The following is a 22812-nucleotide window of genomic DNA, read 5'->3' as shown; positions in this document are numbered from 1 at the left end:
AATTTAAAATGAATCAGCGTCAATACACGGTTGTATTGATTGTCCCGACTGGGGTGGGGGCATCAATTGGCGGTTATGCGGGGGATGCTCTGCCAGTCGCCAGAGCGATCGCTCAAATCTCTGACACCCTCATTACTCACCCCAACGTCCTCAACGGCGCTCAGCTTTACTGGAATTTGCCCAACGCTTTCTATGTTGAAGGTTACGGACTTGACAAATTCGCGTCATCGTGCTGGGGGCTGCGACCAGTACATCAAAACCGGGTGGGTTTAATCCTCGATCAAGCCATTGAACCAGAACTGCGGCTGCGGCACATTCAGGCAGCGGATGCCACCAGAGCCACGCTGGGATTGAATCTCACCGACTATGTGGTGACTGATGCACCGCTAGATGTGGAACTGCAAACAGCCGCTTCTGGAGCCAGTTGGGGGACACTTGGAAATCCAGATAGTTTGTTACGAGCGGCTGAAGTGCTGATTACCAAAGGGAGAGCCGAAGCGATCGCAGTCGTTGCCCGTTTCCCCGATGACATCGAAAGCGAAGCCCTGGAAAATTATCGGCACGGGCAGGGAGTAGACCCCGTGGCTGGTGCCGAAGCTGTAATTAGTCATCTCCTCGTGCGGACTTTTCAAATTCCTTGCGCTCACGCCCCGGCGTTTTTGCCATCTCCCCCCGATCCGCACCTCTCTCCCCGCTCAGCTGCCGAAGAATTGGGCTACACCTTCTTACCCTGCGTTTTGGTGGGACTTAGCCGCGCACCTCAATTTATCACCACAAAAACAGCTTTAAGTCAAACTAAAGATATGTGGGCAGAACAAGTTGATGCCGTCGTTGTACCTGCAACTGCTTGCGGCGGCAGTGCTATCCTCAGCTTCAGCCAGTCAAAAGCACAAATTATTGCCGTCCAAGAAAATAAAACCCAAATGCAAGTTCCTCCAGAACAGCTGGGAATTAAAGCATTGCGGGTAAACTCATATTTAGAGGCGTTGGGTGTCTTGGTAGCTCATCGAGCAGGCATTAGTCCATCTGCCCTGAGAATGGCGCTCTCGTCGATAATGGAAATTCAGTAAGTAGGCAATCCCCAGCCTAAAAATCAAAAATCAAAAATCAAAATGGCGACAAAACAGCTTCCTGAGAATCCCGAAATCGAACCCCTGACGCGCACCCAAATTCTAATTGCAATGGGGGCGACAGCTGTTGTGTTGCTGCTAATCTCCAAGCTGTGCTTGCAATTTGGTTCCATCTCCCTTCTACCCCTGCGCCTGACAGTAAAAGCGTTACTTCTAGGGGTGGGCTTGGGGCTGGGAATCAGTGGTGCTAGTAGCATAGTCTATCGCCTTTGGCCTGCTTACCAGCGCAGCGCAGATTACTACCTGGAATTGGTGCTAAAACCTTTATTGTGGATTGATTTGATTTGGCTGGGGCTGTTACCTGGTTTGAGTGAAGAATTGTTGTTTCGGGGTGTGATGCTGCCAGCAGTGGGGTTAAACGTTGTTGGGTTGGTAGGATCGAGTTTCTGTTTTGGAATATTACACCTCAGCAGCCCTCAGCAATGGTCTTATGCAGTTTGGGCAACAACGGTAGGGTTGCTGTTGGGATATAGTGCCTTAGCAACTGGTAATTTGCTAGTGCCAATTGTGGCTCACATCACTACGAATGTGATTTCTAGTTGCCTTTGGAAGCTGGACTATAAAAAGTTGTGAAGTTTACGGTTTGATTCGCTTCGGTCGTGGCTGCAACCGCAACCTGCTAGTTTACAGGCTGGGACAGGGAACTAGCATTGGGAGGCGACCTCTTCCCCAGTACCGAGAAAATGCGATCGCTGACATATAGCGATCGCTTGCGGTAATATCTTGTGTTCCTGAACTTGAATCCTGGCGTGTAGCGTTTCAAGCGTGTCGTCCGGCAAAATTGGGACAGCTGCTTGTAGCAAAATCTTACCGCTATCAACTTCCACACTTACTAGATGAACCGTACAGCCAGTAATTTTTACCCCAGTATTCAAAGCTTGCTCTACTGCGTTTATACCCTTGAAACTGGGTAACAAACTGGGATGAATATTAATAATTCGGTCGGGGAAAGCATCAACTAAAACTTGCGTGACGACTCGCATCCAACCCGCCATTATCACCCATTCCACCTGATACTGCTGCAAAGTTTCAACAATTTTTTGATCCAACTCTTCGCGGCTTTTAAAATCTCGGTGATTCAGCAAAACAGTGGGAACGCCCAACTTTTCGGCTCGTGCTGCTGCCTTTGCACCCGGATTATTGTAAATCAAAACTTGAATTTGGGCATTGAGTTGCTGTTGCGCGATCGCTTCTGCTACCGCCTCAAAATTACTGCCATTCCCAGATGCCATCACTCCCAATTTTAACGGTTTAGCATCACCAAGAAAGCTGGGATAAACGGACGGTGAAACTAAGCTGGGGGTATCAACCGATGCAGAATTATTACTCATGCAGCCTTCAACCTCTTAATAAACGAGAACCAGCAGGACAGGTAATTTGCCCAGATTGACTTCTACCATCTTGCGGTATCGGAGGCGAAGCTGAGGGTTTAGCGGTTTCGCAAACAACAGCCCTGGTGCTGGTTGCACGCACAGAGATCGTGGCAAACACTGCCCCTGTGTAGCTTTTAAGTGCAGGGCGTCTAGGAACGGCAATCATCATCACACTCTCGACGCGATCGCCTGGCTGACCATATATACTCGGCTGTTCGCTTGCAGAGGTAGAAGCACTATTCTGACGTTGGAGGACTATCCTGTAGCGATAATTCTGTGTCTGGCGTTGAAGTCCCAGCCCCAGCTGCTGCATTGATGTGGCAAATTTGCCATTTTGGATATAGTAAGCTTGTTGAGCGCGGTTCACTGCGGCAATATACTGTTTAGCTTCACCTTCTCGCGTACTGTCCGTTTGGTTCCTAGTTGAAGGATTTTCTCGCGTCCTGTCGGTTTCGTTCACAGCTTGGGCATTTACACTGGTGGCGATACTACTAAGTAACCCAAGTAGAAGCAGGATTGGCAAACCAACTTGAAGGTAGCAATGCTTTAAGAAAGTCTTACTCATGCAGGTAACAGCCGAGAGATTAAAAGCATTTTACCAGTATCGATTGTATTGAGATACAAAGCGTAGCGTTAGCTTAACTCACCGCCACCAAGTTACTCCCTTTTCAAGGATTCACTACTTCACAAGCTGATAACCAGTAGGACATTCAATTGCCGACTTTCCATTGTTAGAATACTTCGGCATACCAGGTATGGCAACGGATTTAATAGTTTCACAAACCCCAGCAACCGTAAAAGATTTATCTTGAGTTTTGGTAACAAATACTCCGCTTGAGTACATTTTCAGATCCGGCCGAAAAGGTTTGGCAACCATCAGTACGCTTTGGGTAGGATCGTTTGGTGGGAAAATTATATAGCCGTAGTTTTTTGACTTTTGCAAATTGCCGAATCCCAAATGCTCAATTTTTGAGCCATTACTGCCAATTTTATTTAGGTATCCAAGTTAAGGAAACCGGAAGAAACTGTCGGAGAAATCAAGCTATGGGTAGAATCAGTCAATGCTGAATTGATACTCATGCAACATTTATTTTCCTAGTGAATGTGAACCTGCCGGACATTGAATTTGTTCAGAGGCATTCTTCGGAGGTGTGGGCATGGCAGGCAGAGTGGATGAGGGTTCATCAGTTTCGCAAATTGCCGCCCTTGTAATATTTTCGTCGTTAATTTTGGTGACAAACACAGCGCCAGTATAGCTTCTAAGTTTAAGTCTAGGGTTCTTAGCCTGGGCAGTCTGAATTACGCTTTGGTTACTTTGGGGTAGAATCTTGTACAAATAATTCTCTGTCTCTGACTGAATTCCAACACCAAGCTGTTCAAGCGTTGTGCCAAATTTGCCATTTTCGAGGTAATAAGCTTGTTGGGCACGGTTCATAGCACCGAGATAGGTTTTGGCTTCAGATTGTGGCCCCTTGACTAATGCTTGCTCAAAGCCAACAATTTGAGTGTTTGGAGGTAAAGTTGTTGCGTCAGAAATCTTTTGGACAGGTATTTCATATGCAATGGGGCCAGAGGAGGTTTCAGGAGATAGGTATAATAATTTGCCCTCTGGTGTCAACACAAACTTCAGAATTTGACCGGATGATGGCTCTGTTATTTGCCATTGTCCCACCCATCGATCTGCCCCTGATTTGTCTTGAGTAGCACTTGGGGAAGAATCTGTTATTTGCGATTGTCCCACTGATCGATCTGTCCCTGATTTGTCTTGAGTAGTACTTAGGGAAGAAGCTGAAGGTGTATTGGTTGAATTACAGCCACTAACAGTCATTAGCCCAAGCAATATACTTAGGATTGGAAGATTTGCTAGTTTATAACGTTGCTTGAAGACGGTGTGATTCACGCGATCGCTTCCTGCCAACAGATTAACAGGATCTTACCCAATGTCCGGCTAAAATAGCCATACGCCGACTCACTGCAAGCGAATCGTTCCATGAAATCCCCGCACTTCTCTCAAAAGCAACTGCTAGATAATGATGCGATCGCTGCTTGGATTTTTCTCGCCCCCGCCCTAATTTTACTAGGGCTGTTTCTGCTGTGGCCTATCGCCTACCTGTTTTATCTCAGCTTTACCACAGGTAGTTTCACCATCGCTGGTGTCCGCTTGGTAGGTTTAAAGAACTACCTGCGCTTACTCCTCACACCCGACTTTTGGCAAGTTCTCAGTAACACCGCTTATTTCACCATTGCCACAGTTATTCCCAGTTTAATTATTCCCTTGGGTTTAGCAGTGCTGCTAAATCGTTCCTTTGCCTTGCGGGGAATTTTGCGAACTGCCTATTTTATTCCTTCTATCACAAGTCTCGTAGCTGCTGGTTTGGGCTTCCGCTGGCTGTTCCAAACCGAAGGCCCAGTCAACGCCCTGCTAAATTTTATCAATATTGAACCGATTCCCTGGCTAGGTAGCACGATTTGGGCAATGCCAGTGTTGATATTGTTAAGTATCTGGAAACAGCTAGGTTTTAATATGGTGGTGTTTCTGGCAGGATTGCAGGCAATTCCCCCCAGTCGCTATGAAGCAGCAGAACTAGATGGAGCAAATTCCTGGCAACAATTTTGGCATATTACTTTACCCGGATTGCGACCTACTCTAGTCTTTGCCACAGTCACCACAGCCATTTTTACACTGCGGAGTTTCGAGCAAGTTTATGTGATTACTGGCGGTGGGCCATTAAATACAACAAATTTACTGGTGTACTACATATACGATCAAGCATTTGCCCAATTTGATTTTGGTTATGCCGCCGCCGCCGCCACAGTGCTGCTAGCAGTGACACTAGTGCTAGTCTATCTACAGTTACGAACTTGGGGAGAGGAGGGTTAGAGTATCGTGTTTGTCAATTACATAACGCTGATGCTGATCAATATGGTAGCGGGGCTGTTTATCTTAGCTTCCTACGTGTATTGGGGACTTGGTGCCGATAATCAGAAAAGGTGGATTCCAGGCTTCGGGATGACGGGCGCGATCGCACTCGTAACTGGCTTACACATGACTTTTACATGGCCTGTTACTGGCAGCTTCAACATTGCTTATGGTGAGACATCAGTTTTGTTCGGGATTTTATTCGTAGCCGCATCAATAGCGATCGCGCAGGGTTGGGACTTACTAACAGTGGCAATGTACGCCTTCTTCGCTGGTTTGGCTGCCATTGTAATTGGGGTGCGGATCATCAACTTGAATTTGACACGACAGCCACTCCTATCCGGTATCGGCTTCATCCTGACAGGATTAGGTGGTGTCCTCGCTGCACCATCACTTTATCTCCAAACTAATCGCACCTGGCGAATGATTGGCGCAGCTGTACTGATAATAGCTGCTCTCATCTGGGCGCTTACTGGCTACATGGCATACTGGGGTCACATAGCAAACTACTCCGACTGGAAGCCGCCGATTATGCGATCGCCCTAACCTGCTGAAAGTTAAAATAATTTTAGGTTGGGTTTTACGCAATCACCCAACCTAAACCAACTTTGCTTTTTTTATTGATAACTATTACTTACTAGCCCGCGCAGGCGGGCTTAGTTTGTCTAGCCGCGACTTCAGTCGCTAGGCGTTTGGACTCTTTGAAACATTAATATCCCAAGGAATTGCCACAGTAAACGTAGTACCAAGCCCAACTTTACTTTCTACCGCAATGCTACCACCGTGTAACTCTACACACTTTTTGACAACAGCTAAACCTAACCCTGTCCCTGCAACATCACCCACATTTTTGCCCCGGTGGAAAGATTGATAAAGGAGTTCTTGGTCTTCTGAAGAAATCCCAATCCCCTTATCTTGAATTTGAAAAATAGCCTCTCCCGATTCACAACTGAGGATGAAATAGATATGGCTATCCTCTGACGAATACTTGATGGCATTAGACAGCAGATTAGTAAAAATCGAGCGCAGCAGCTTTTCATCCATGCAAGCCGATTTACCTACGCATTGGCTGATAAAAAAGATATTCTGTTGAGCGCGAGTGCTGAACTCAATTTCTTCGACTAGAGACTGACAGAAATTTTCAATATCTAAAGGTTCTGGATTGAATTCTAACTTTCCAGATTCTGCTCTGGTTAGAGTCAAAATATCTGTTAATAACTGAGTCATAGTTTTAGCGGCAGATTGAATGCGATAGAGATTTTTAAGTTTTTTCTCTTCTGACCATTCTTTGCTGCTATTTTCCAATAGTTGAGCTGAAATTAAAATAGTGCTTAAAGGAGTGCGGAACTCGTGAGAAGCCATTGAAAAAAAGCGTAGTTTAAGTTCGTTAATTTCTCGTTCTTTTTCCAAAGTGCGGCGAATTTCTTCCGCCTGCTTGCGCTCAGTGATATCTTGTGTTATTCCAGCCCGCCGATAGACTTCTCCCGCCGCATTTTTAATAGGGAAACAGCGATCCCAAACCCAGCGAACTGAACCATCAGGTCGCACAATCCGATACTTAATATCAAATTCTTTTTTGGCGTTCTGCTCAAGGTTCGCAATTACCCGCTCTCGATCTTCTGGATGTACGGCATCTATAAAAGATTTAGGATTTGCATATAAATTCTCGCGGGTACGTCCCCAAATTTGTTCATAAACGGGATTAACATATAAAACTTCATGCATTGCATCATCGCTCATCCAAAAAATTTCATGGATATTTTCAGCAATTTGGCGAAACTTTTCCTCGCTGGCTTGTAACGCCTCCCGTGCTTGCTTTTCCTGAGTGATGTCACGAGCTAACACCAGCCTTGCTTGTCGCCCCACAAACACTAATTCATGGGCAGTAATTTCTACATATATCAGGGTTCCATCCCGTTTCTGATGTCTCCATACTCCGGCTTGCTTAACTTTGGAAAAGTGTACCGAATTTCTGTCAACGAGGATAGGTACATCTTCCGGGGGACGAATATCCTTAATCGTCATAGATAAAAATTCTGCCTGTGAGTAGCCGTAATCATTGACCGCTGCATCATTGACAGCGAGGAAAGCTAAAGTTTCTAAATCGAAAACCCATAAAGGATAGGGATGAAGTTGAAATAAATCCCGGTATCGTTGTTCGCTTTGCCGCAAAATCTCCTCTACTCGTTGCCGTTTTTTGATTTGCTGATGCAGCAACGAGTAAACTCCAAAAAGTAAACCAAAGCTAAAGAAAGAACCTGCGATTTCTATTAGCATTGTGTCTTGGAAGCTTGCTTCCGATTGCTCAGCTAGACGCTGCAATAATAATTTCTCCTCGCCTTCCATTTTGGCAATGATTTTCCAAATTTCATCGTGCAGCATAATCCCTTTATCTGTCAGCTCTATTTGAGTTGCTGTGTCAGATTTATTCTGCTTGTACAACTCAACAGACTTTTTGATTAATGTAACTCTTTGAGCAATTAAAGGCTCGATGATATCCAGGCTACGCTGATGATTGAGATTATCAGCGGTTTCCCGTCGCACCTGGTTGAATTTGGGGTTAATCTCTTGAATGGCAGTGTTGTATGTTACTAAATACAACTCTTTTCCGGTGATAATATAGCCGCGTCTAGCTCTCTCAGCATCCCGCAGCGTCGTCAGTACATCCCTGATCTCTTGCAGGACTTGGTAGGTTTTCTCTACCCGTTTTTGCCTTTGAAATAGCTTGGTTGTGTTTTGATAGGAAGCTGTGCTAACAATGCTAAGAATGAGCATCGCCAACCCAAAACCACCTGCAATGATTTTTCTTTCCTGCGACCACTTCATATACAGTATTTTTTAATGCCTATAAAATTTTATGATTATTGGGCTAGTAGTCCACTCTCAGGATAGATGACAAGCGCCGAGTAAGATTACTCCCTATCTCCTCTCCGATTAATATGCGGATTCTGCTAGTTGAAGATGATGTGCGTCTGGCGGAAGCGCTGGCTGAAGCCCTTACAGACCAGCTCTATGTGGTAGATGTGGTTAAGGATGGGGAGTCGGGTTGGAGCCAAGTCAAAGCGATCGCTTACGACCTGATTTTGCTGGATGTAACACTTCCCAAGCTGGATGGGTTCAGTCTTTGCCAACGTCTACGCACACACGGCTATCATCTACCAATCCTGATGCTGACAGCACGCGACACCAGTAGCGATAAAGTCAATGGTTTAGACGCTGGAGCCGATGACTATGTAGTAAAACCGTTTGATCTGCAAGAATTATTAGCCCGTATCCGAGCTTTACTGCGTCGGGGTAGTTCTCCCTCTGCACCGATTCTAGTCTGGGGAGACTTGCACCTCAATCCCAGCACCTATGAAGTCTCCTACCAGAATCAGCCTTTGCAATTAACCCCCAAGGAATTCAGTCTTCTTGAACTGTTTCTCCGCAATGGTCGCCGGGTGCTAAGCCGTTCTGCGATTATAGATAGCCTTTGGTCTAGTGAAAATCCGCCGGAAGAAGATACCGTCAAAGCTCACATCAAAAGTCTGCGTCAGAAACTCCGAACTGTAGCAGCTCCCGAAGACGTGATTGAAACGGTTCACGGTTTAGGATACCGCTTGAAGCAGCTATCATAAAATATTAAGGTTTCCTAACTTTTGTTACTTGGTATTCGTAATTTGGTAATTGGGAATTCCTTAGAGGGGTTCTCATTGGTATGCAATACTTCTGACCTCTCCCTAACCTAGAATTATTTCTCACCTAACAGTATTGCCCAATCCCCAGTTCCCAATCCCCAATCCCAAGCTATCTTCCCGATTTATTCCCGATTTTTGCCCAGTTTCTTCCCGATTCCTTCCCCAATTTCTCTACTTGCGTAGTGTAAATTAAAAATGCCTCAAAGCAGCTTGACCTAATTGTTGGTGTCTTGTCAGCTTGATTCACCACGCTCAATCTTGGATTGAATAGAGGAAATGAAATGGATGGAAAAGTTCTGGTTATTGAAGATGCTACAGACACTTTAACCAGCCTTCTTGACCTCATTGAATCTCAGGGTTTCCAGGCAATCGGTGCTAAAAATGGCTTAATTGGTTTGCAGTTAGCCAACGAACAGATGCCAGATTTGATTATTTCTGACATCAATATGCCGGAAATGAATGGTTACGAGGTGTTAGAAGCATTGCGTCAAAACACCAAAACTGCAAGAATTCCTTTCATTTTTTTGAGTGGTGAAGAGGGTAATGCCGCGCGGCGGCTAGGTTTGGAATTAGGTGCTGCTGATTACTTGACTAAGCCAGTCATAAACAAACAATTGATGGAAGCGATCGCAGTGCAACTGCAAAAACAGTGTATATCACATTAAATTATCTCAGTGATGATTGTCGGTTTCATCAAAAGGCTGAATAAAAATCAGCAAAATCAACCTTTAGTTTAATTAACCACCTGAAATACTGAAGAAGAAAAAAATATGAATTATAAAGAAGATTTTTATAAAAGTTATGCTATAGAAAAAGAATTTATTGCGGGAGAAATCAATAGAAAATCCCCTATCGAGATGGACTTGAGTAGAGCTAACTTAAGTGGAATTAACCTCAGAGGGGTTAATTTGAGTGGGGTTAAGCTGATAGGAGCAGATTTGCGGGGAGCAAATCTTAGTGAAGCTATCCTAAAGGGTGCCAACCTAAGTGGCGCAAACCTGCAAGACGCTAATCTCCGCGAAGCTGACTGCCGCGAAGCAAACCTGTATGAAGCTAATTTAATTGATGCTGATTTGACGAAGGCCAACCTGTGTGGGGCTTTCTTGTGGAAGGTGACATTGAAAGGAGCCAATCTATCGGCAACTTCTCTGTGTGAGGCAGATGTGAGCGATGCCGACCTCAGCTTTGCCAAACTAAATGAGGCATCTTTGATTGGAACTAACTTGGTTAGATCCAATCTAGCTGGAGCAGAGCTATGTGGAGCCAGGCTAGTAGAAGCTAATTTGTGTCAAGTTAACCTAACTGGTGCAGACCTCGCCTGGGCAAACTTAACTGAGGCAGACTTGAGCGGAGCCAATCTTCAAGAAGCAAATCTGACTAATGCAAGGCTTTGCAACACCATAATATCTAACACGATAAATCAGCAACGAGAGCTAGTAGTAGGAATAATGCCAAGGTCTTTCAATTAATTTTAATCCCTTCGTTTATAGTTTGAGGCTAATAGCTCTTAGCCATTAGCTATAGCAGTCCTAAATAATTCGTGAGTGCCAGCCCCCCTACTTCTTAGAGAAGTAGGGGGGCTAAAGTGCTGGGTCACAACTCAAATAGGATTGCTATATTCGGATAAGCGCCAGTCTAGAGACGCGGTTTTTTTGCACGACTAACCAAAACCCGAAAATCCTGAACAAATATTTTAGGGAACAAGTCTACCTAATAAAAGTTCAATCTTTAGGCAGATTTACCCATATTTATATTATGTAGTATAAGATATTTAATCAAAAAATATCATTTCTCAATTCTAAAACAAATTTAATAAATATTAGGTGGACATACTTAAACAGCATCTTGATGACAGATGGTGTAGAGTGTGTAAAAGCTAACTAAAATTAGCTAAAACTTACAGCCTTACTTGGAACTATTCCTAATCTCAAATATTAGATTTTTCGAGGAGTGAAAATCATGGGTATCCCGGCTCTTTTAGGCAAAGCAAGTCTAATAACAGCTACATCAGTGGCTATTGCTACGAATGTTATTCTCAGCTGGTCAGCAACCGCACAAACCACAGGTTTTGTGAAGAACAATGGACAGTTCCCCCCTATAGGAGAAAATGGATTTGTTGAAATTGGGGATGCTGGTCAACTGCTTTCTAATCCCCAAATTATTTCAGGAGGGCCAGCCACATTAGACTTTATTTCCGGAGAAATTGATAATCCTATTGATGTTGACCTGTTCAAGATATCCCTGACTGGTACAACTCCATTTTCAGCTAGGCTATACTCTTTTAGCCCTAGTTACTCCCTACTTTCTGACTTCCAGTTGTTCCTGTTTGACTCCAATGGCAAGGGGGTCATTGCCAACGATGATACCCCACTCACACCTGGTGCAACCTATCCAGAAAAAACTGTTGATAATGTTTCTGCTTTACCTCAACTGCTACCAACTTCGTTACCTGCGGGAGACTACTTCCTGGGAATTTCTTGGTTCAATAACGATCCGGTCAGCAATGAGGGACTAATTTTCCCTGATCAGCCATTCCAGGCAGTTGTTGGGCCCACGGGGCCAGGGGGTAACTCACCTCTTAGCAATTGGACAGGAGAAAGCACCAGAGGCGGCAATAGTTATTTGATTTCCCTCTCAGGAGTTAAACCTGTCGCCACAGAAAAGTCCGTCCCCGAATCCAGTTCTGCATTAGGTATAGTAATGCTTGCTGCTTTAGGTGGCTATTCAGCACTAACTCGCAAGCAGAAATCACTGGCTATTAGAAATAATACCCAGTGATTTCAAAAAAACACAACCCAAGTAGTTAACCTGAAAGTGGTTAAATAACCTCAACCCAAAAGTCAGCGGTAACAACCTTGCCACCGCGATTAAATTGACCCCAAACTTTATATTTTCCTGGTTGAGGAAACTGAGTGTGGAAAGATACCTGTTCTGGGGGAGTATTGTTCATAGCGTGGGCGTGAATGTAATCTGCGGCTGTCAAATTTGGTGATTGCCGTAGAATTACTAAATGCCCTTTCTCTCCTAAGTAAGGCTGCAAATCTTTAATGGGTTGATTGTCAGCAGCATTTTGTAAATTAAACTGCAAGGTGACATCTTCACCAGCTTTTATTTTTGGCTTAGAAAAGGTAAGATTTACTTTCGTATCGCCAAAAGTTTTAGCATAATTCAGGTCAACAGTTGGGGCAGGTGAAGTAATTTTACCTGCCACTTGTGCTTTTAATACCGAGACTTGTTCCTTTTGTCCAGTTGGTTTGTAGTCGCTAAAAAGGCTGTAATTACCAGGTTGCGGAAAACTGGCATTTACTTCAAAGCGTCCGTTCTGCTTGTAGGCGGGATGAATATGATTGAAAAACTGAAAATCGTCACTGACAACGATCAGGTGCATCAGTTTTTCTTGAAAGTTGTCAAATTTAGCGATCGCTTTCCCCGATTTGTCTTGAATATCAATGACTAGAGGAACTGGCTTATTAGGAGAAACATTGGGTGGAACCGTAAGTTTAGCCTGCACCGCCTCCGTTTTGGGCATCGAATGGTGATTCATGTTATGCCCAGCGTGCGGGTCATCGCCAGCCATGTTATGCCCTGCATGAGGGTCAGAGGGCATCATACCCATATCTTGATGACCCATTTTCATCACCTGGGTTATCCCAGCAGCTGCGATCGCGCCCCCTACCAGCAACCCGACAACACCGTAAATTTGGGCTTTGTTTTTCATAATTTTACTCATCTTGATTTGTTGCAACTGATGCTTTTACTTCCACCACACCTCTAGCCATATTCATCCCACAGGTAAAAGGGTACTCTCCTGGCTTTTGTGGGGTAAATTCTACAGGTGTTACTCGATCCAAGTCCAAGTCTTTAGCAATGTGGAAATCCGGTAAAATAACTTTCTCTAAGCAGCTACTTGAATCTTGGCGAAAAAAGTTGAGGCGAACAGGTTGGCCTGCTTTCACTACTACCCGATTTGGAGCGTAACCGCCATCAACTTTGATTGTGAGTTCTTGAATTCCTTGATTTGCTGTCGCCTGTTCCGCTTTAGTTTTACTTAACAAAAACCACCAAAGTTCTAACCCGATTAGCGCCAAACCGCCCAATGTAACTCCTAGCTTCACCTCAAAAGGTTGCTCAATTTGGCGGAATTGGCTAGTTGGCATTGCTGTCTCAGGTTGAACGGCTTTTACTGGTGCTATTGAAGCCATTGAGAGTAACAACCCTAGACTGAAAAAATGACGCAGTAGCTTTTTTTGACTAACCATTTGTCATCCCCTGTATTTAGAAATGGACTCGCGGCTGAAAGTTCCGCAAACGCAAAGCGTTGGTGACGACAGAAACAGAACTGAAAGCCATCGCTGCACCAGCAATCATTGGGTTAAGTAACCAGCCAAAAATTGGGAACAAAATTCCAGCGGCGATGGGAATTCCAGCAACGTTGTAGATAAAGGCAAAAAACAAGTTTTGCCGAATATTCTGCATGGTGGCGCGACTTAAACCAATAGCAGTTACAATGCCTTGCAAGTCGCCAGAAATTAAGGTGATGTCGCTGGCTGCGATCGCTACATCTGTCCCCGTCCCAATCGCAATTCCCACATCTGCTTGTGCCAGTGCTGGCGCATCATTGATTCCATCCCCCACCATTGCCACAATCGATTTTGACTTGGGAACTTTTCCCCTGTTCTCACCCTGGAGAGATTTGATAATTGCGGCTTTTTTATCTGGACGTACTTCCGCAAAGACGCGGCTGATGCCAACTTCTTGGGCGATCGCTTCCGCAGTTTGGCGATTATCCCCGGTGAGCATTACCACCTCTAAACCTAACTTTTGCAATGCTCTCACAGCTACTGCTGAAGATGGTTTGAGGGCATCCGCAATTGCTATTAACCCTTGCATTTCTCCATCTACGGCAATCCAAACGGCAGTTTTACCCGCAGATTCCCAAGCAACTTTTTGTCCTTGCAAAGGTAGCGTTTCAATTCCCAATTCATCCATCCATCGCTGCGTGCCGATTTGCACCAACCTGTCTGATACGATACCTTGGACACCGCTACCCGCGATCGCTTCAAAATTTTTCGCCTCTGGCAATGGAAACATTACTTCCTGAGACTGGGCATATTTAACAACAGCTTCAGCCAAAGGATGTTCTGAATTGCGTTCAACTGCTGCCCCCAGCCGTAGGAGTTTCAGTTCATTTTGGTTAGCAGTTCCCAACATCGTTACATAGTCTGTAACTGTGGGTTTTCCCTGCGTGAGAGTGCCAGTTTTATCTAACACAATCGTTTGGATCTTATGAGCTAGTTCCAGACTGTCAGCACCTTTAATTAAGATGCCATTTTCTGCGCCTTTTCCTGTTCCCACCATCACAGAAGTAGGCGTAGCTAAACCCAAAGCGCAGGGACAAGCAATAATTAACACGCCAACGGTGGTAATTAAAGCCATTGACAGATTGCCCGTGATGTTAAACCAGATGATGAAGGTAGCGATCGCGATCGCAATCACCACAGGCACAAACCACCCCGTCACTTGATCCGCCAATCTTTGAATCGGTGCTTTCGCACCTTGAGCTTGTTGCACCAACTTGACAATTTGCGCCAAAACTGTATCCCGTCCGACTCGCGTCGCCCGAAACTTAAAGCTGCCAGTTTTATTAATCGTCGCCCCAATAACTTCATCTCCTGGCTGTTTTTTCACAGGTACGCTTTCACCCGTCACCATCGCCTCATCAATGGTGGAAGTACCTTCTATCACTTCCCCATCAACCGGGATTTGTTCGCCTGGACGCACCAAGATCGCATCTCCAACTTTCACCGCCTCAACGGGAACATCAATTTCCTGCCCATCCCGAATCAGACGGGCCGTTTTTGCTTGCAAACCCATCAATTTGCGAATCGCTTCCGAAGTTTGCCCCTTGGCTCGGTTTTCTAGCAGCCGTCCCAGCAAAAGCAGGGTTATTACTACTACTGCTGTTTCATAATATACATCTGTACTCAGCCCCAAGACTCCCGGAAAAACAGTGACAAACAGCGAATATAAATACGCCGTACCTGTACCAAGCGCAATCAGCGTATTCATATCAGCAGCATGACGCTTCAAAGCTTTCCACGCGCCCCGGAAAAAAGACTCGCCACACCAAAACTGCACAGGTGTCGTCAACACCAGCTGCACCCAAGGATTATGTAGCCATGCTGGAATCAAGGGAACGTGTAACCCAGTCATCGCCGGGATTGAACCCACCACCAGCACAATACTAATGACTGCACCTAATATTACTTTGCGCGTCAGCTGTTGCTTTTCCTGGCGGCGACTTGCTACCTCAGTATCATCAACTCCGGTTCCCAATTCTTGAACTGGTTGGGCTGCATAACCCGCATCAGCTACAGCTTGCTGAATTTCCTCTAAACTCGTTGCTTGAGGCTCATACTTGACGGTAGCTTGTTCCATGCCAAAGTTAACGTTGCACTCCCTCACGCCCGGAACATTGCGAATCGCTTTTTCTATCGCACCAGCGCAAGCAGCACAACTCATTCCTTGTAAGTTAAGAGAGTGTGTTTCCATAACTATCTCCTGCTGTCTGATTTTAAGGTAAACCTTCTAGCGTACTGGAGAGTCAAGGGGTAAGCTGGATAATCTTCCTAAAGTTAGATATTCCTAGCAAGATAACAATGAATCAGCAAACACTGAACTATCTCGAAACCTTTGAGGGGTGGCTGTTGATAGTGTTCAGCAATAGTCGCGGCTATGGCTTCCAAGTTTTTAATCCCGTCGGAGAAAAAATTGGCGAAGGCAGCACTTTTAATTCTGTCGCTGCTGCTGTGCAACGGGGTCGAAAATTTATCACTGGGGCAAAACTTTGAGAAGCGATCGCATACTTGGGGAAAAAGCGGAAAGGCGATCGCTTTTCCGCTTTTTCCAAACTCGCCAGTATCTGACTCATACAAACGGCAAAATCCGGCAATTGAGATGAGTTAAAATCCCCGATCCAGAAAACACACTAGGCAACGGGATATCCGGCGTTAGCGATCGCTTCCCTAACTTTCGTTTCTGGCTGTTGCGTTTCCACTTGCACCACCTTAGTTTTGGTGTCAGCCTCTACCTTCGCTTTCGGATCAATTGCGGTAACTGCCTGGGAAATTGTCTCTACACAGGCAGAACAAGCCATACTCGGTACTTTCAGTTCTAGTGTCATGGTAAAACCAAGATTACTCTTTCAATTTCTATTATGAACTCTCCTCTCAACTGGAGAGTCAACCCAATGGACACACAAACTGCACAATTAATTGTGAATGGAATTGCCGTAGGTAGCATCATTGCACTTGCGGCAGTCGGACTAACGCTGACTTATGGTATTTTGCGACTCTCCAACTTTGCTCACGGCGATTTTATGACACTGGGAGCTTATCTCACCTGGTTAGCAAATACCAGTGGGGTAAATATTTGGCTCTCCATGATTTTGGGGGCTGGGGGAACAGTCGGAGCGATGCTACTAAGCGAACAGCTGCTGTGGAAACCAATGCGCGATCGCCGTGCCTCCTCCACCACCCTAATAATCATCTCCATTGGACTTGCCTTGTTTATCCGCAACGGCATCATCTTCATTTGGGGAGGCAGCAACCAGCGCTACAATTTGCCCGTAGCAAGCGCTATAGACATATTTGGAATCAAAGTAGCTTATTACCGAGTGCTGGTAGTAGGTATGGCGGTGCTGGCAATTTTAGCGCTGCATTTTCTGCTGCAAAACACCAAAATCGGTAAAGCGATGCGAGCTGTAGCGGATGATATTGATCTGGCTCGTGTCTCAGGGATTAACGTTGAGCGCGTAGTAATTTGGACTTGGGTAATTACGGGTATTTTTACCGCACTGGGGGGAGCCATGTATGGGCTAATTACAGGCGTTCGTCCCAATATGGGCTGGTTTTTGATTTTGCCCATGTTTGCGTCAGTGATTCTCGGCGGAATTGGCAATCCCTACGGCGCGATCGCGGGTGCTTTAGTCATTGGTATCGCCCAAGAAGTCAGCGTTCCCTTACTTGGTTCGGAATACAAGCAAGGCGTTGCCTTGATGATTATGGTCTTGATTCTACTGTTCCGTCCCCAAGGCTTGTTTAAAGGAACGATTTAAAAAAGGATAAAGGTGGCAGCAGATTTTGTAGCGGATGTGACGGATGGATTGACTATGAGTCCCATAAGTTAACCCATCCGTTACATCTGTTACCCCATCCGTTGCCACCTTTTGCATCAACTATGGGTTGATGACGTGGAAATAGATTCCAGCAACCAGGAAGTTGCCCGCTAAGAGAATGAGTAAAACGATAGTGCGGAAGGGATAGGGAGGATTACTGGTTTTGGTAAGAGAACCTTTGGGTTGCTTAGCTTGAGCTGTCATCAGGATAATCTCCTAATTTGGTACATTCTAAAGAAATACCAAAGAGCTGTCCCCATTAGCACGACTCGATAGAAATATTTTCATTTTCGCAGTTGTACTAAAAAAGGATGAAAATCTTTCTCGTTGCCCCTTTGCCCTTCTTCCCTATTCTCCCGCGTGGTAGGAACTGCGTACCAAGGGGCCAGAACGAACGTGAGCAAAGCCCATCTCGCGGGCGATCGCACCGAATTTTTCAAACTCCTCTGGTGTCCAGTATTTCTGGACTGGCAAATGTTCTAGAGAGGGGCGCATATATTGCCCCAGAGTAATGCGATCGCATCCCGCAGCCCGCAAATCTGCCATCGCCTCAATTACTTCGGCTTCCGTTTCCCCGTGTCCCAGCATCAAACCGGATTTCGTGGCAATTGTCGGATCGAGTTCTTTAACATAACGCAGGACATCAAGCGATCGCTCATACTGCGCCCCTCGTCGCACCCGTCCTTGAAGCGATCGCACCGTCTCAATATTGTGGTTATAACAGACAGGTTGAGCCGAAACTACCGTTGCGACTCGTTGGCGTTGTTTTTCCTCCGACTCCTTACCCCCCCAGAAATCCGGAGTCAACACCTCAATTAAGGTTTCCGGGTTCATCTGTCTCACCGCCGCCATCGTCGCCGCAAACCAACCAGCCCCCCCATCCGGCAAATCATCTCTAGCTACCGAAGTCAGCACCACATAGCGCAAACCTAGCAACTGCACCGCAGTCGCCACCTTTTGCGGTTCCTCTGGATCTAAAGGCATCGGTGCGTGTCCCTTCTCCACTTGACAAAAAGCACAAGCACGGGTACAAGTTTGCCCCATCAACAAAAAAGTTGCCGTCTTCTGGGCATAACACTCTCCCCGGTTCGGACAGCGCCCCTCCTCACAAATCGTGTGGATTTGTCGCTGCTTAATAATTCGTTGCACCGTTGAGATTTCGCTAGCTTTCCCAATGGGGCGGCGCAACCAAGACGGTAGTGCCTCAATTTCTGACCGCCACTCTTGCACATTAGACTGGGTTACATTATCCGTTTCGGTAGGCAGATCCATGAATCTTCCGGTGGGCTAACAGCCAAAGTGAGCATCCACATGATACAAATCTTAAAGCATTTAACTCTAACTCTTGTTCCACAGTGATTTTTTGCCCTTTCAGACCAGACCAGATTAATCTAGAATTTAGGCACTCAGCTGGCTTTTTGGCTTAATGTCGAGATGGTAAAACGTTGAGGATGTCAAGCAAAAAACTGTATCGCTGCACGTCACCCGCTCAGGAATTACCTACTATAGCGGTAGCGTTAGTTTACCGCGATCGCGTATACAACTTCATAGGTCTGTAGCTCTAACACCCAGGCGCTACACATTGCAAATCATCCTGATGCGTATGAACGCTATGCCGGTTTTTGAAGCTAGTCGCTTTTTTCTAACTCTAGAGCAAGCAGCAGTCGTCTCAAACTAAGCGTAGTTTTTTAAAAAATCCCCTCTAAGGAGTTCGGTCGTGGCAAGTCACAAAATCCTGGTTATTGATGACAGTAGAGTGATTAGAAATACAGTACGCGATATGTTACCGCCGGGTAACTTTGAGATTTTAGAAGCAAAAGACGGTTTGGAAGGCATGAATCTGATCCACCAGGCACATCCCAACTTGATTATGTTGGATTTTCTGTTGCCTAAAATGAGCGGCTGGGAAGTATTTCAGCAGGTTCAAAACAAGCCTGAACTTCAGAAGATTCCTCTAGTTTTGATGTCCGGTCGTAAAGAAGAAGTGACCGAGAAAATTTCGGAACCTTTCGAGTATTTTGAATTTATCCCCAAGCCATTTGACCAAAAGCAGCTGATTGCCGCCATCAAATCAGCGATGCGTAAAGCTAGCCTCCGCCCAGCGGTAGCGCCGTCCCCGCAGCCAGTAGTAAAAGAAACAGTTCCCCCAGACTCATCTACTGGTACCGCTGAAATTCAGCAGCTAAATGCCAGAATTGCCAAAATGCAAGCTGAGATTGACACCTTGAAAAAACAGATGGCTCAGATGGCGGCGGTACCCGCGGAAGTTGACGGATTGAAGAAAAAACTAGCTCAAATTATGGCTTTCATCCAACAAAAGCTGAAGTAGCAGCTAGTATTTAGGGAATACGTCTTGCCCGTGAGATATCCCAATTAATCTCTGGCTAAACTAACTTATATTGGGGGCAGTCTTACGGTTGAGCAAAACAACATAAGACCATTTAATGCCCTCAGTCACAACTTCTAGGAGTCAGTTATGCCAAGTAACAAAGTCCTGGTTATCGATGACAGTGCCACAAGCCAAAGTGCAGTTAGAGAAATATTGCCCAAAAGCAATTTTGAAGTTTTAGAAGCAAAAGACACTCAAGAAGGACTCAATTTAATCCGCCAAGAACGCCCGAATTTAATCGTGCTGAATTTCCTAGCATCCAAACAAAGTGGCTGGGAAGTTTTTCAACAGATTCAAGTTTCCCCGGAACTCCAGAAAATCCCCTTGGTGTTGATGTCAGGGCGCAAAGAAGAAGTTACACAGAAAATTCCGGAACCGTTTGAGTATTTTGAATTTGTGGAAAAGCCGCTTCAGCAAAAGACGCTGATTCAGGCGATGAAATCTGCAATGGCAAAAGCGAAATTGCCTCGAAGGCAAACTGCTTCGCCGCCTGCCCAAAAAGCTCCAGCGAGTGTGGCAACTCAAAAAATTTTGATAATTGATGATGCCAAAGTCATTCGGAGTCAAATCCCAGAAATGTTGCCTCAGGGCAAATTTGAAGTTCTAGAAGCAAAAGATGGCCAAGAAGGACTTAATTTAATTCGGCAAGAGAGTCCAAACTTGATACTGTTGGATTGGATAATGCCTCGCTTGGGTGGTTGGGAAGTTTTTCAGCAACTGCAATCTCAGCCAGAATTACAGACAATTCCCTTAGTTGTAATGTCTGGACGTAAAGAAGAGGTGAAAGAAAAACTTTCAGAACCTTTTGAGTATTTTGAATTTCTGGAAAAGCCCTTTAATAACAAGCAATTAACTGATGCCATCAAGTCGGCGATGGCTAAAGCCAGACGAGTGCGGCCCAGCGTTGGAACGGCTTCTTTCCAGACAGCAGTAGTCGCTGACTCAACAGGTGCAGGCGTTCAACTTCAGGCTTTAAATGAAAAAATTGCCACCATGCAGGCTGAGATTAATGGATTGAAGCAACAAGTAGCTGAGATTCCTGGGTTGAAGAAACAATTGGCTCAGCTTATGGCTTTCGTCAAGCAGAAGTTGCATTAGAAGCTTCTACCAATAGTAGGGCGGGCAACGCCCGCCCTACAAAATCTTTGCTGCAAAATACTTAAGAATAATTGTAGGTTAGACCCGTGCGACTAGGGAAAGCCAACAAATGCCTTTGGGTGTCGGGTACAAAATCTTCAACTCAACCTACGTTATTAAGGCTTTCACAATTCAAAATCCTTGCATCCAAAATGGTATAGGAGGGGGATGCCACTAACAAAAAACTACGGCTAAGATTGAGCAAAGATTATAGGATGAATTGTATGTTGTCACGAGAACGGCGACGCTTAAACCTTGATTTTTTTTCTACTTTGAAAGGCGTTGTTTCTCTGCTCAAAGATCCCAACCAAACGGACTCGGTTTACGATATCGAAGATGGGCTGCGGCACACAGATGCTACTAAGCTGGCACTGGAGTATGTAATATCTAACCCTGATGTAGAGCGCATCATCCAAGAGCGTTACGTTGCTCCAACTCCAGACCTGGAAGCGCTGCTAAAATGTCCCCAAGGTTCTCTGGGATATGAGTACGCCTCTCACATGAAGGAGGCAGGTTTCGATCCAGAATTTTACCGCAAGATAAAAGTTGAGGATGATATCAGCTACCTTCTTTTCCGCATCCGGCAGACTCATGATATTTGGCATATAATTACAGGCTTTAGCACTGACGTAGCCGGAGAACTAGGTTTACAGGCATTCTATGTGGCTCAGACACGCAGAACTATGTCAGTGGTACTGACAGCCGGAGGGTTATTGAGTACGCTGATCAAGTCTCCAGAACATTTGAACAGGGTGTTAGACCATATTTCTCAGGGATATAGGATGGGGATGAATGCAAAACCTTTCCTGGCTCAGAAGTGGGAGAAAAACTGGGATAAGCCTTTGTCTGAGTGGAGGGCTGAATTAGGGATTGGGCAGAATTTGCCTAGTTTCCAGGCTCAGACTGGGAACGTGAACACAGGTGCCTCTTAATAAAGCTTCAAAGTAAGAAGGGAGCCTTACTAAGAGTGCGTTTCCTTCTTTAAAGGGGTGGAGTAATATTGTCCACCCCTTTATGAGAATTACAACTAATCTAGCTCTCGCCTTCCTTCCAAGGCTCGTGCTAACGTCACCTCATCGGCGTACTCTAAATCTCCACCCATTGGTAAACCAAAGGCAATCCGGGTTACTCGCGTAAATGGCTTTAGCAGCTGACCGACATAAAGCGTCGTTGTCTCACCTTCTACACTCGGACTAATTGCCAGAATCACTTCTTTAATTTTTTGCTGACTAACTCGCCGCACCAGTGGTTGGATATGCAGCTGGTCGGGGCCAATGCCATCCATTGGGGAAATGACACCTCCCAGGATGTGATACTTACCCCGATACTCGCGGGTTTTTTCCAGCGCTATCACATCGCGGGAATCTTCTACCACACAAAGAGTGCTGTTGTCGCGGTTGGAATTGCGGCAAATCTCACAGACAGGTTCAGCTGAGAGGTGAAAGCACACCTTACATAAACCAACTTGCTTTTTCGCCTCAATTAAAGCTTGAGCTAGTGCTTCTACTTCTTCGGGCGATCGCTTTAAAATATGCAAGGCTAATCGTTGGGCCGTTTTGGGACCAACTCCAGGCAAACGTTGTAGTTGCTCGATCAGACGAGCTAAGGGTCGCGTGTACGTTGTCTATTCTCCTAGTGTGTATCTATCTATAACTATGATGGCATTCCTGTAGGCAGTACGTGAAGTAACGCCAGCCTACTTTGGATAACTTTACCAAAAAAAAAGCGCCCCTCTTGGAGCGCTTTTTTAGCTAGAAAAACTAGCGATTAACCATTGATGCTAGGAGCAACCAGAGCAACTGGAGTGGACTCACCTGCTGCCAAGTCCAGAGGGAAGTTGTGAGCGTTACGCTCGTGCATTACTTCCATACCCAGGTTGGCGCGGTTGATTACATCAGCCCAGGTGTTGATTACACGACCTTGTGAGTCGATCACTGACTGGTTGAAGTTGAATCCGTTCAGGTTGAATGCCATCGTGCTGATCCCCAGCGAGGTGAACCAGATGCCGAT

24 protein-coding genes and 3 pseudogenes are annotated in these 22812 nt (G+C 45.5%); 14 read left to right on the top strand and 13 right to left on the bottom strand.

Annotation, left to right across the window (positions count from 1 at the left end; translation table 11 throughout):
* Positions 1-8 precede the first annotated feature (8 nt).
* Together H6F74_RS00155 and H6F74_RS00150 are read left to right on the top strand one after the other, a co-directional pair.
* Entirely contained in the window at positions 9-1070 is a 1062-nt protein-coding gene (locus tag H6F74_RS00155; protein ID WP_190434492.1) for a DUF3326 domain-containing protein, read from the top strand.
* 42 nt (positions 1071-1112) lie between these two features.
* Positions 1113-1703 carry a CPBP family intramembrane glutamic endopeptidase gene (locus H6F74_RS00150; protein ID WP_190434489.1) on the top strand — a complete coding sequence of 197 codons (591 nt, stop codon included), beginning with the start codon at positions 1113-1115 and terminating at the stop codon, positions 1701-1703.
* A 71-nt stretch (positions 1704-1774) separates the two neighbouring features.
* Here the strand turns inward: H6F74_RS00150 and purN are convergent, their stop codons facing one another.
* The 4 genes from purN to H6F74_RS00130 all read right to left on the bottom strand — a co-directional run bounded on the left by purN (position 1775) and on the right by H6F74_RS00130 (position 4244).
* Positions 1775-2461: a phosphoribosylglycinamide formyltransferase gene (gene purN / locus H6F74_RS00145; RefSeq protein ID WP_190434487.1), complete on the bottom strand. Its 687-nt coding sequence runs from the start codon at positions 2459-2461 to the stop codon at positions 1775-1777.
* 7 nt (positions 2462-2468) lie between these two features.
* The gene (locus tag H6F74_RS00140; protein WP_190434484.1) at positions 2469-3068 is read right to left on the bottom strand and encodes a type IV pilin-like G/H family protein; all 600 of its coding nucleotides are present in this window, start codon (positions 3066-3068) and stop codon (positions 2469-2471) included.
* 114 nt (positions 3069-3182) lie between these two features.
* On the bottom strand, positions 3183-3470 hold the full coding sequence (locus H6F74_RS00135; RefSeq protein ID WP_347269462.1) for a type IV pilin-like G/H family protein: 288 nt from the start codon (positions 3468-3470) through the stop codon (positions 3183-3185).
* A 120-nt stretch (positions 3471-3590) separates the two neighbouring features.
* The gene (locus tag H6F74_RS00130) at positions 3591-4244 is read right to left on the bottom strand and encodes a type IV pilin-like G/H family protein (RefSeq protein ID WP_190434477.1); all 654 of its coding nucleotides are present in this window, start codon (positions 4242-4244) and stop codon (positions 3591-3593) included.
* Positions 4245-4493: 249 nt separating this feature from the next.
* Between H6F74_RS00130 and H6F74_RS00125 the strand changes: the two genes are divergently transcribed.
* A complete protein-coding gene (locus H6F74_RS00125; RefSeq protein ID WP_190434475.1) occupies positions 4494-5384 on the top strand; it encodes a sugar ABC transporter permease in 891 nt (296 codons plus the stop codon).
* A 6-nt stretch (positions 5385-5390) separates the two neighbouring features.
* Positions 5391-5969 (top strand): DUF981 family protein, encoded by a 579-nt coding sequence (locus tag H6F74_RS00120; protein WP_190434470.1) that lies wholly within the window; start codon positions 5391-5393, stop codon positions 5967-5969.
* A 138-nt stretch (positions 5970-6107) separates the two neighbouring features.
* On the opposite strand, the gene H6F74_RS00115 is transcribed toward H6F74_RS00120, so the two are convergent.
* Positions 6108-8249 (bottom strand): PAS domain S-box protein, encoded by a 2142-nt coding sequence (locus H6F74_RS00115; protein ID WP_190434467.1) that lies wholly within the window; start codon positions 8247-8249, stop codon positions 6108-6110.
* 113 nt (positions 8250-8362) lie between these two features.
* Between H6F74_RS00115 and H6F74_RS00110 the strand changes: the two genes are divergently transcribed.
* The 4 genes from H6F74_RS00110 (at position 8363) to H6F74_RS00095 (ending at position 11878) form a co-directional block, all read left to right on the top strand.
* Positions 8363-9040: a response regulator transcription factor gene (locus tag H6F74_RS00110; protein ID WP_190434465.1), complete on the top strand. Its 678-nt coding sequence runs from the start codon at positions 8363-8365 to the stop codon at positions 9038-9040.
* Between the two features lie 341 nt (positions 9041-9381).
* The gene (locus H6F74_RS00105; protein ID WP_190434463.1) at positions 9382-9765 is read left to right on the top strand and encodes a response regulator; all 384 of its coding nucleotides are present in this window, start codon (positions 9382-9384) and stop codon (positions 9763-9765) included.
* A gap of 105 nt (positions 9766-9870) precedes the next feature.
* Entirely contained in the window at positions 9871-10569 is a 699-nt protein-coding gene (locus H6F74_RS00100) for a pentapeptide repeat-containing protein (protein WP_190434460.1), read from the top strand.
* Between the two features lie 490 nt (positions 10570-11059).
* Positions 11060-11878 (top strand): DVUA0089 family protein, encoded by an 819-nt coding sequence (locus tag H6F74_RS00095; RefSeq protein WP_190434457.1) that lies wholly within the window; start codon positions 11060-11062, stop codon positions 11876-11878.
* A 40-nt stretch (positions 11879-11918) separates the two neighbouring features.
* Here the strand turns inward: H6F74_RS00095 and H6F74_RS00090 are convergent, their stop codons facing one another.
* The 3 genes from H6F74_RS00090 to H6F74_RS00080 are packed head-to-tail and all read right to left on the bottom strand — an operon-like array spanning position 11919 to position 15652.
* On the bottom strand, positions 11919-12818 hold the full coding sequence (locus H6F74_RS00090) for a hypothetical protein (RefSeq protein ID WP_190434454.1): 900 nt from the start codon (positions 12816-12818) through the stop codon (positions 11919-11921).
* Positions 12819-12822: 4 nt separating this feature from the next.
* On the bottom strand, positions 12823-13359 hold the full coding sequence (locus H6F74_RS00085; RefSeq protein WP_190434452.1) for a cupredoxin domain-containing protein: 537 nt from the start codon (positions 13357-13359) through the stop codon (positions 12823-12825).
* A 16-nt stretch (positions 13360-13375) separates the two neighbouring features.
* On the bottom strand, positions 13376-15652 hold the full coding sequence (locus H6F74_RS00080; protein ID WP_190434450.1) for a heavy metal translocating P-type ATPase: 2277 nt from the start codon (positions 15650-15652) through the stop codon (positions 13376-13378).
* Positions 15653-15759: 107 nt separating this feature from the next.
* Between H6F74_RS00080 and H6F74_RS00075 the strand changes: the two genes are divergently transcribed.
* Positions 15760-15951 (top strand): hypothetical protein, encoded by a 192-nt coding sequence (locus tag H6F74_RS00075; RefSeq protein ID WP_190425482.1) that lies wholly within the window; start codon positions 15760-15762, stop codon positions 15949-15951.
* 137 nt (positions 15952-16088) lie between these two features.
* Here the strand turns inward: H6F74_RS00075 and H6F74_RS00070 are convergent, their stop codons facing one another.
* Positions 16089-16283, bottom strand: a complete 195-nt coding sequence (locus H6F74_RS00070; RefSeq protein WP_190434448.1) for a heavy-metal-associated domain-containing protein — start codon at positions 16281-16283, stop codon at positions 16089-16091.
* Positions 16284-16349: 66 nt separating this feature from the next.
* Between H6F74_RS00070 and H6F74_RS00065 the strand changes: the two genes are divergently transcribed.
* A complete protein-coding gene (locus tag H6F74_RS00065; RefSeq protein WP_190425488.1) occupies positions 16350-17216 on the top strand; it encodes a branched-chain amino acid ABC transporter permease in 867 nt (288 codons plus the stop codon).
* A gap of 120 nt (positions 17217-17336) precedes the next feature.
* Here H6F74_RS00065 and H6F74_RS00060 read toward each other — a convergent pair whose 3' ends face one another.
* Both H6F74_RS00060 and lipA read right to left on the bottom strand, forming a co-directional pair.
* On the bottom strand, positions 17337-17480 hold the full coding sequence (locus tag H6F74_RS00060; protein WP_190434446.1) for a photosystem I protein PsaX: 144 nt from the start codon (positions 17478-17480) through the stop codon (positions 17337-17339).
* Between the two features lie 144 nt (positions 17481-17624).
* Positions 17625-18548, bottom strand: a complete 924-nt coding sequence (gene lipA, locus H6F74_RS00055) for a lipoyl synthase (RefSeq protein WP_190434444.1) — start codon at positions 18546-18548, stop codon at positions 17625-17627.
* 445 nt (positions 18549-18993) lie between these two features.
* Here lipA and H6F74_RS00050 point away from each other — a divergent pair, with 445 nt between their 5' ends.
* From H6F74_RS00050 to H6F74_RS00035, 4 genes and pseudogenes are all read left to right on the top strand, one after another.
* Positions 18994-19605, top strand: coding sequence for a response regulator (locus H6F74_RS00050; RefSeq protein ID WP_190425494.1), 612 nt, complete (start codon positions 18994-18996; stop codon positions 19603-19605).
* A 147-nt stretch (positions 19606-19752) separates the two neighbouring features.
* Positions 19753-20127: pseudogene (locus H6F74_RS30340) on the top strand (response regulator); the annotation flags it as partial.
* Positions 20128-20178: 51 nt separating this feature from the next.
* Positions 20179-20763, top strand: coding sequence for a response regulator (locus tag H6F74_RS30335; protein ID WP_190434591.1), 585 nt, complete (start codon positions 20179-20181; stop codon positions 20761-20763).
* Between the two features lie 263 nt (positions 20764-21026).
* Positions 21027-21734 carry a Coq4 family protein gene (locus H6F74_RS00035; protein ID WP_190434442.1) on the top strand — a complete coding sequence of 236 codons (708 nt, stop codon included), beginning with the start codon at positions 21027-21029 and terminating at the stop codon, positions 21732-21734.
* 95 nt (positions 21735-21829) lie between these two features.
* On the opposite strand, the pseudogene recR reads toward H6F74_RS00035, so the two are convergent.
* Both recR and H6F74_RS00025 read right to left on the bottom strand, forming a co-directional pair.
* Positions 21830-22453, bottom strand: a pseudogene (gene recR, locus H6F74_RS00030) (recombination mediator RecR).
* 116 nt (positions 22454-22569) lie between these two features.
* Positions 22570-22812: pseudogene (locus tag H6F74_RS00025) on the bottom strand (photosystem II q(b) protein); the annotation flags it as partial.

Origin of the sequence: Trichocoleus sp. FACHB-90, from assembly GCF_014695505.1 — a bacterium.
Taxonomy (GTDB): domain Bacteria; phylum Cyanobacteriota; class Cyanobacteriia; order Cyanobacteriales; family FACHB-T130; genus Funiculus; species Funiculus sociatus.
This window is presented reverse-complemented; position numbering and strand designations above follow the sequence as displayed.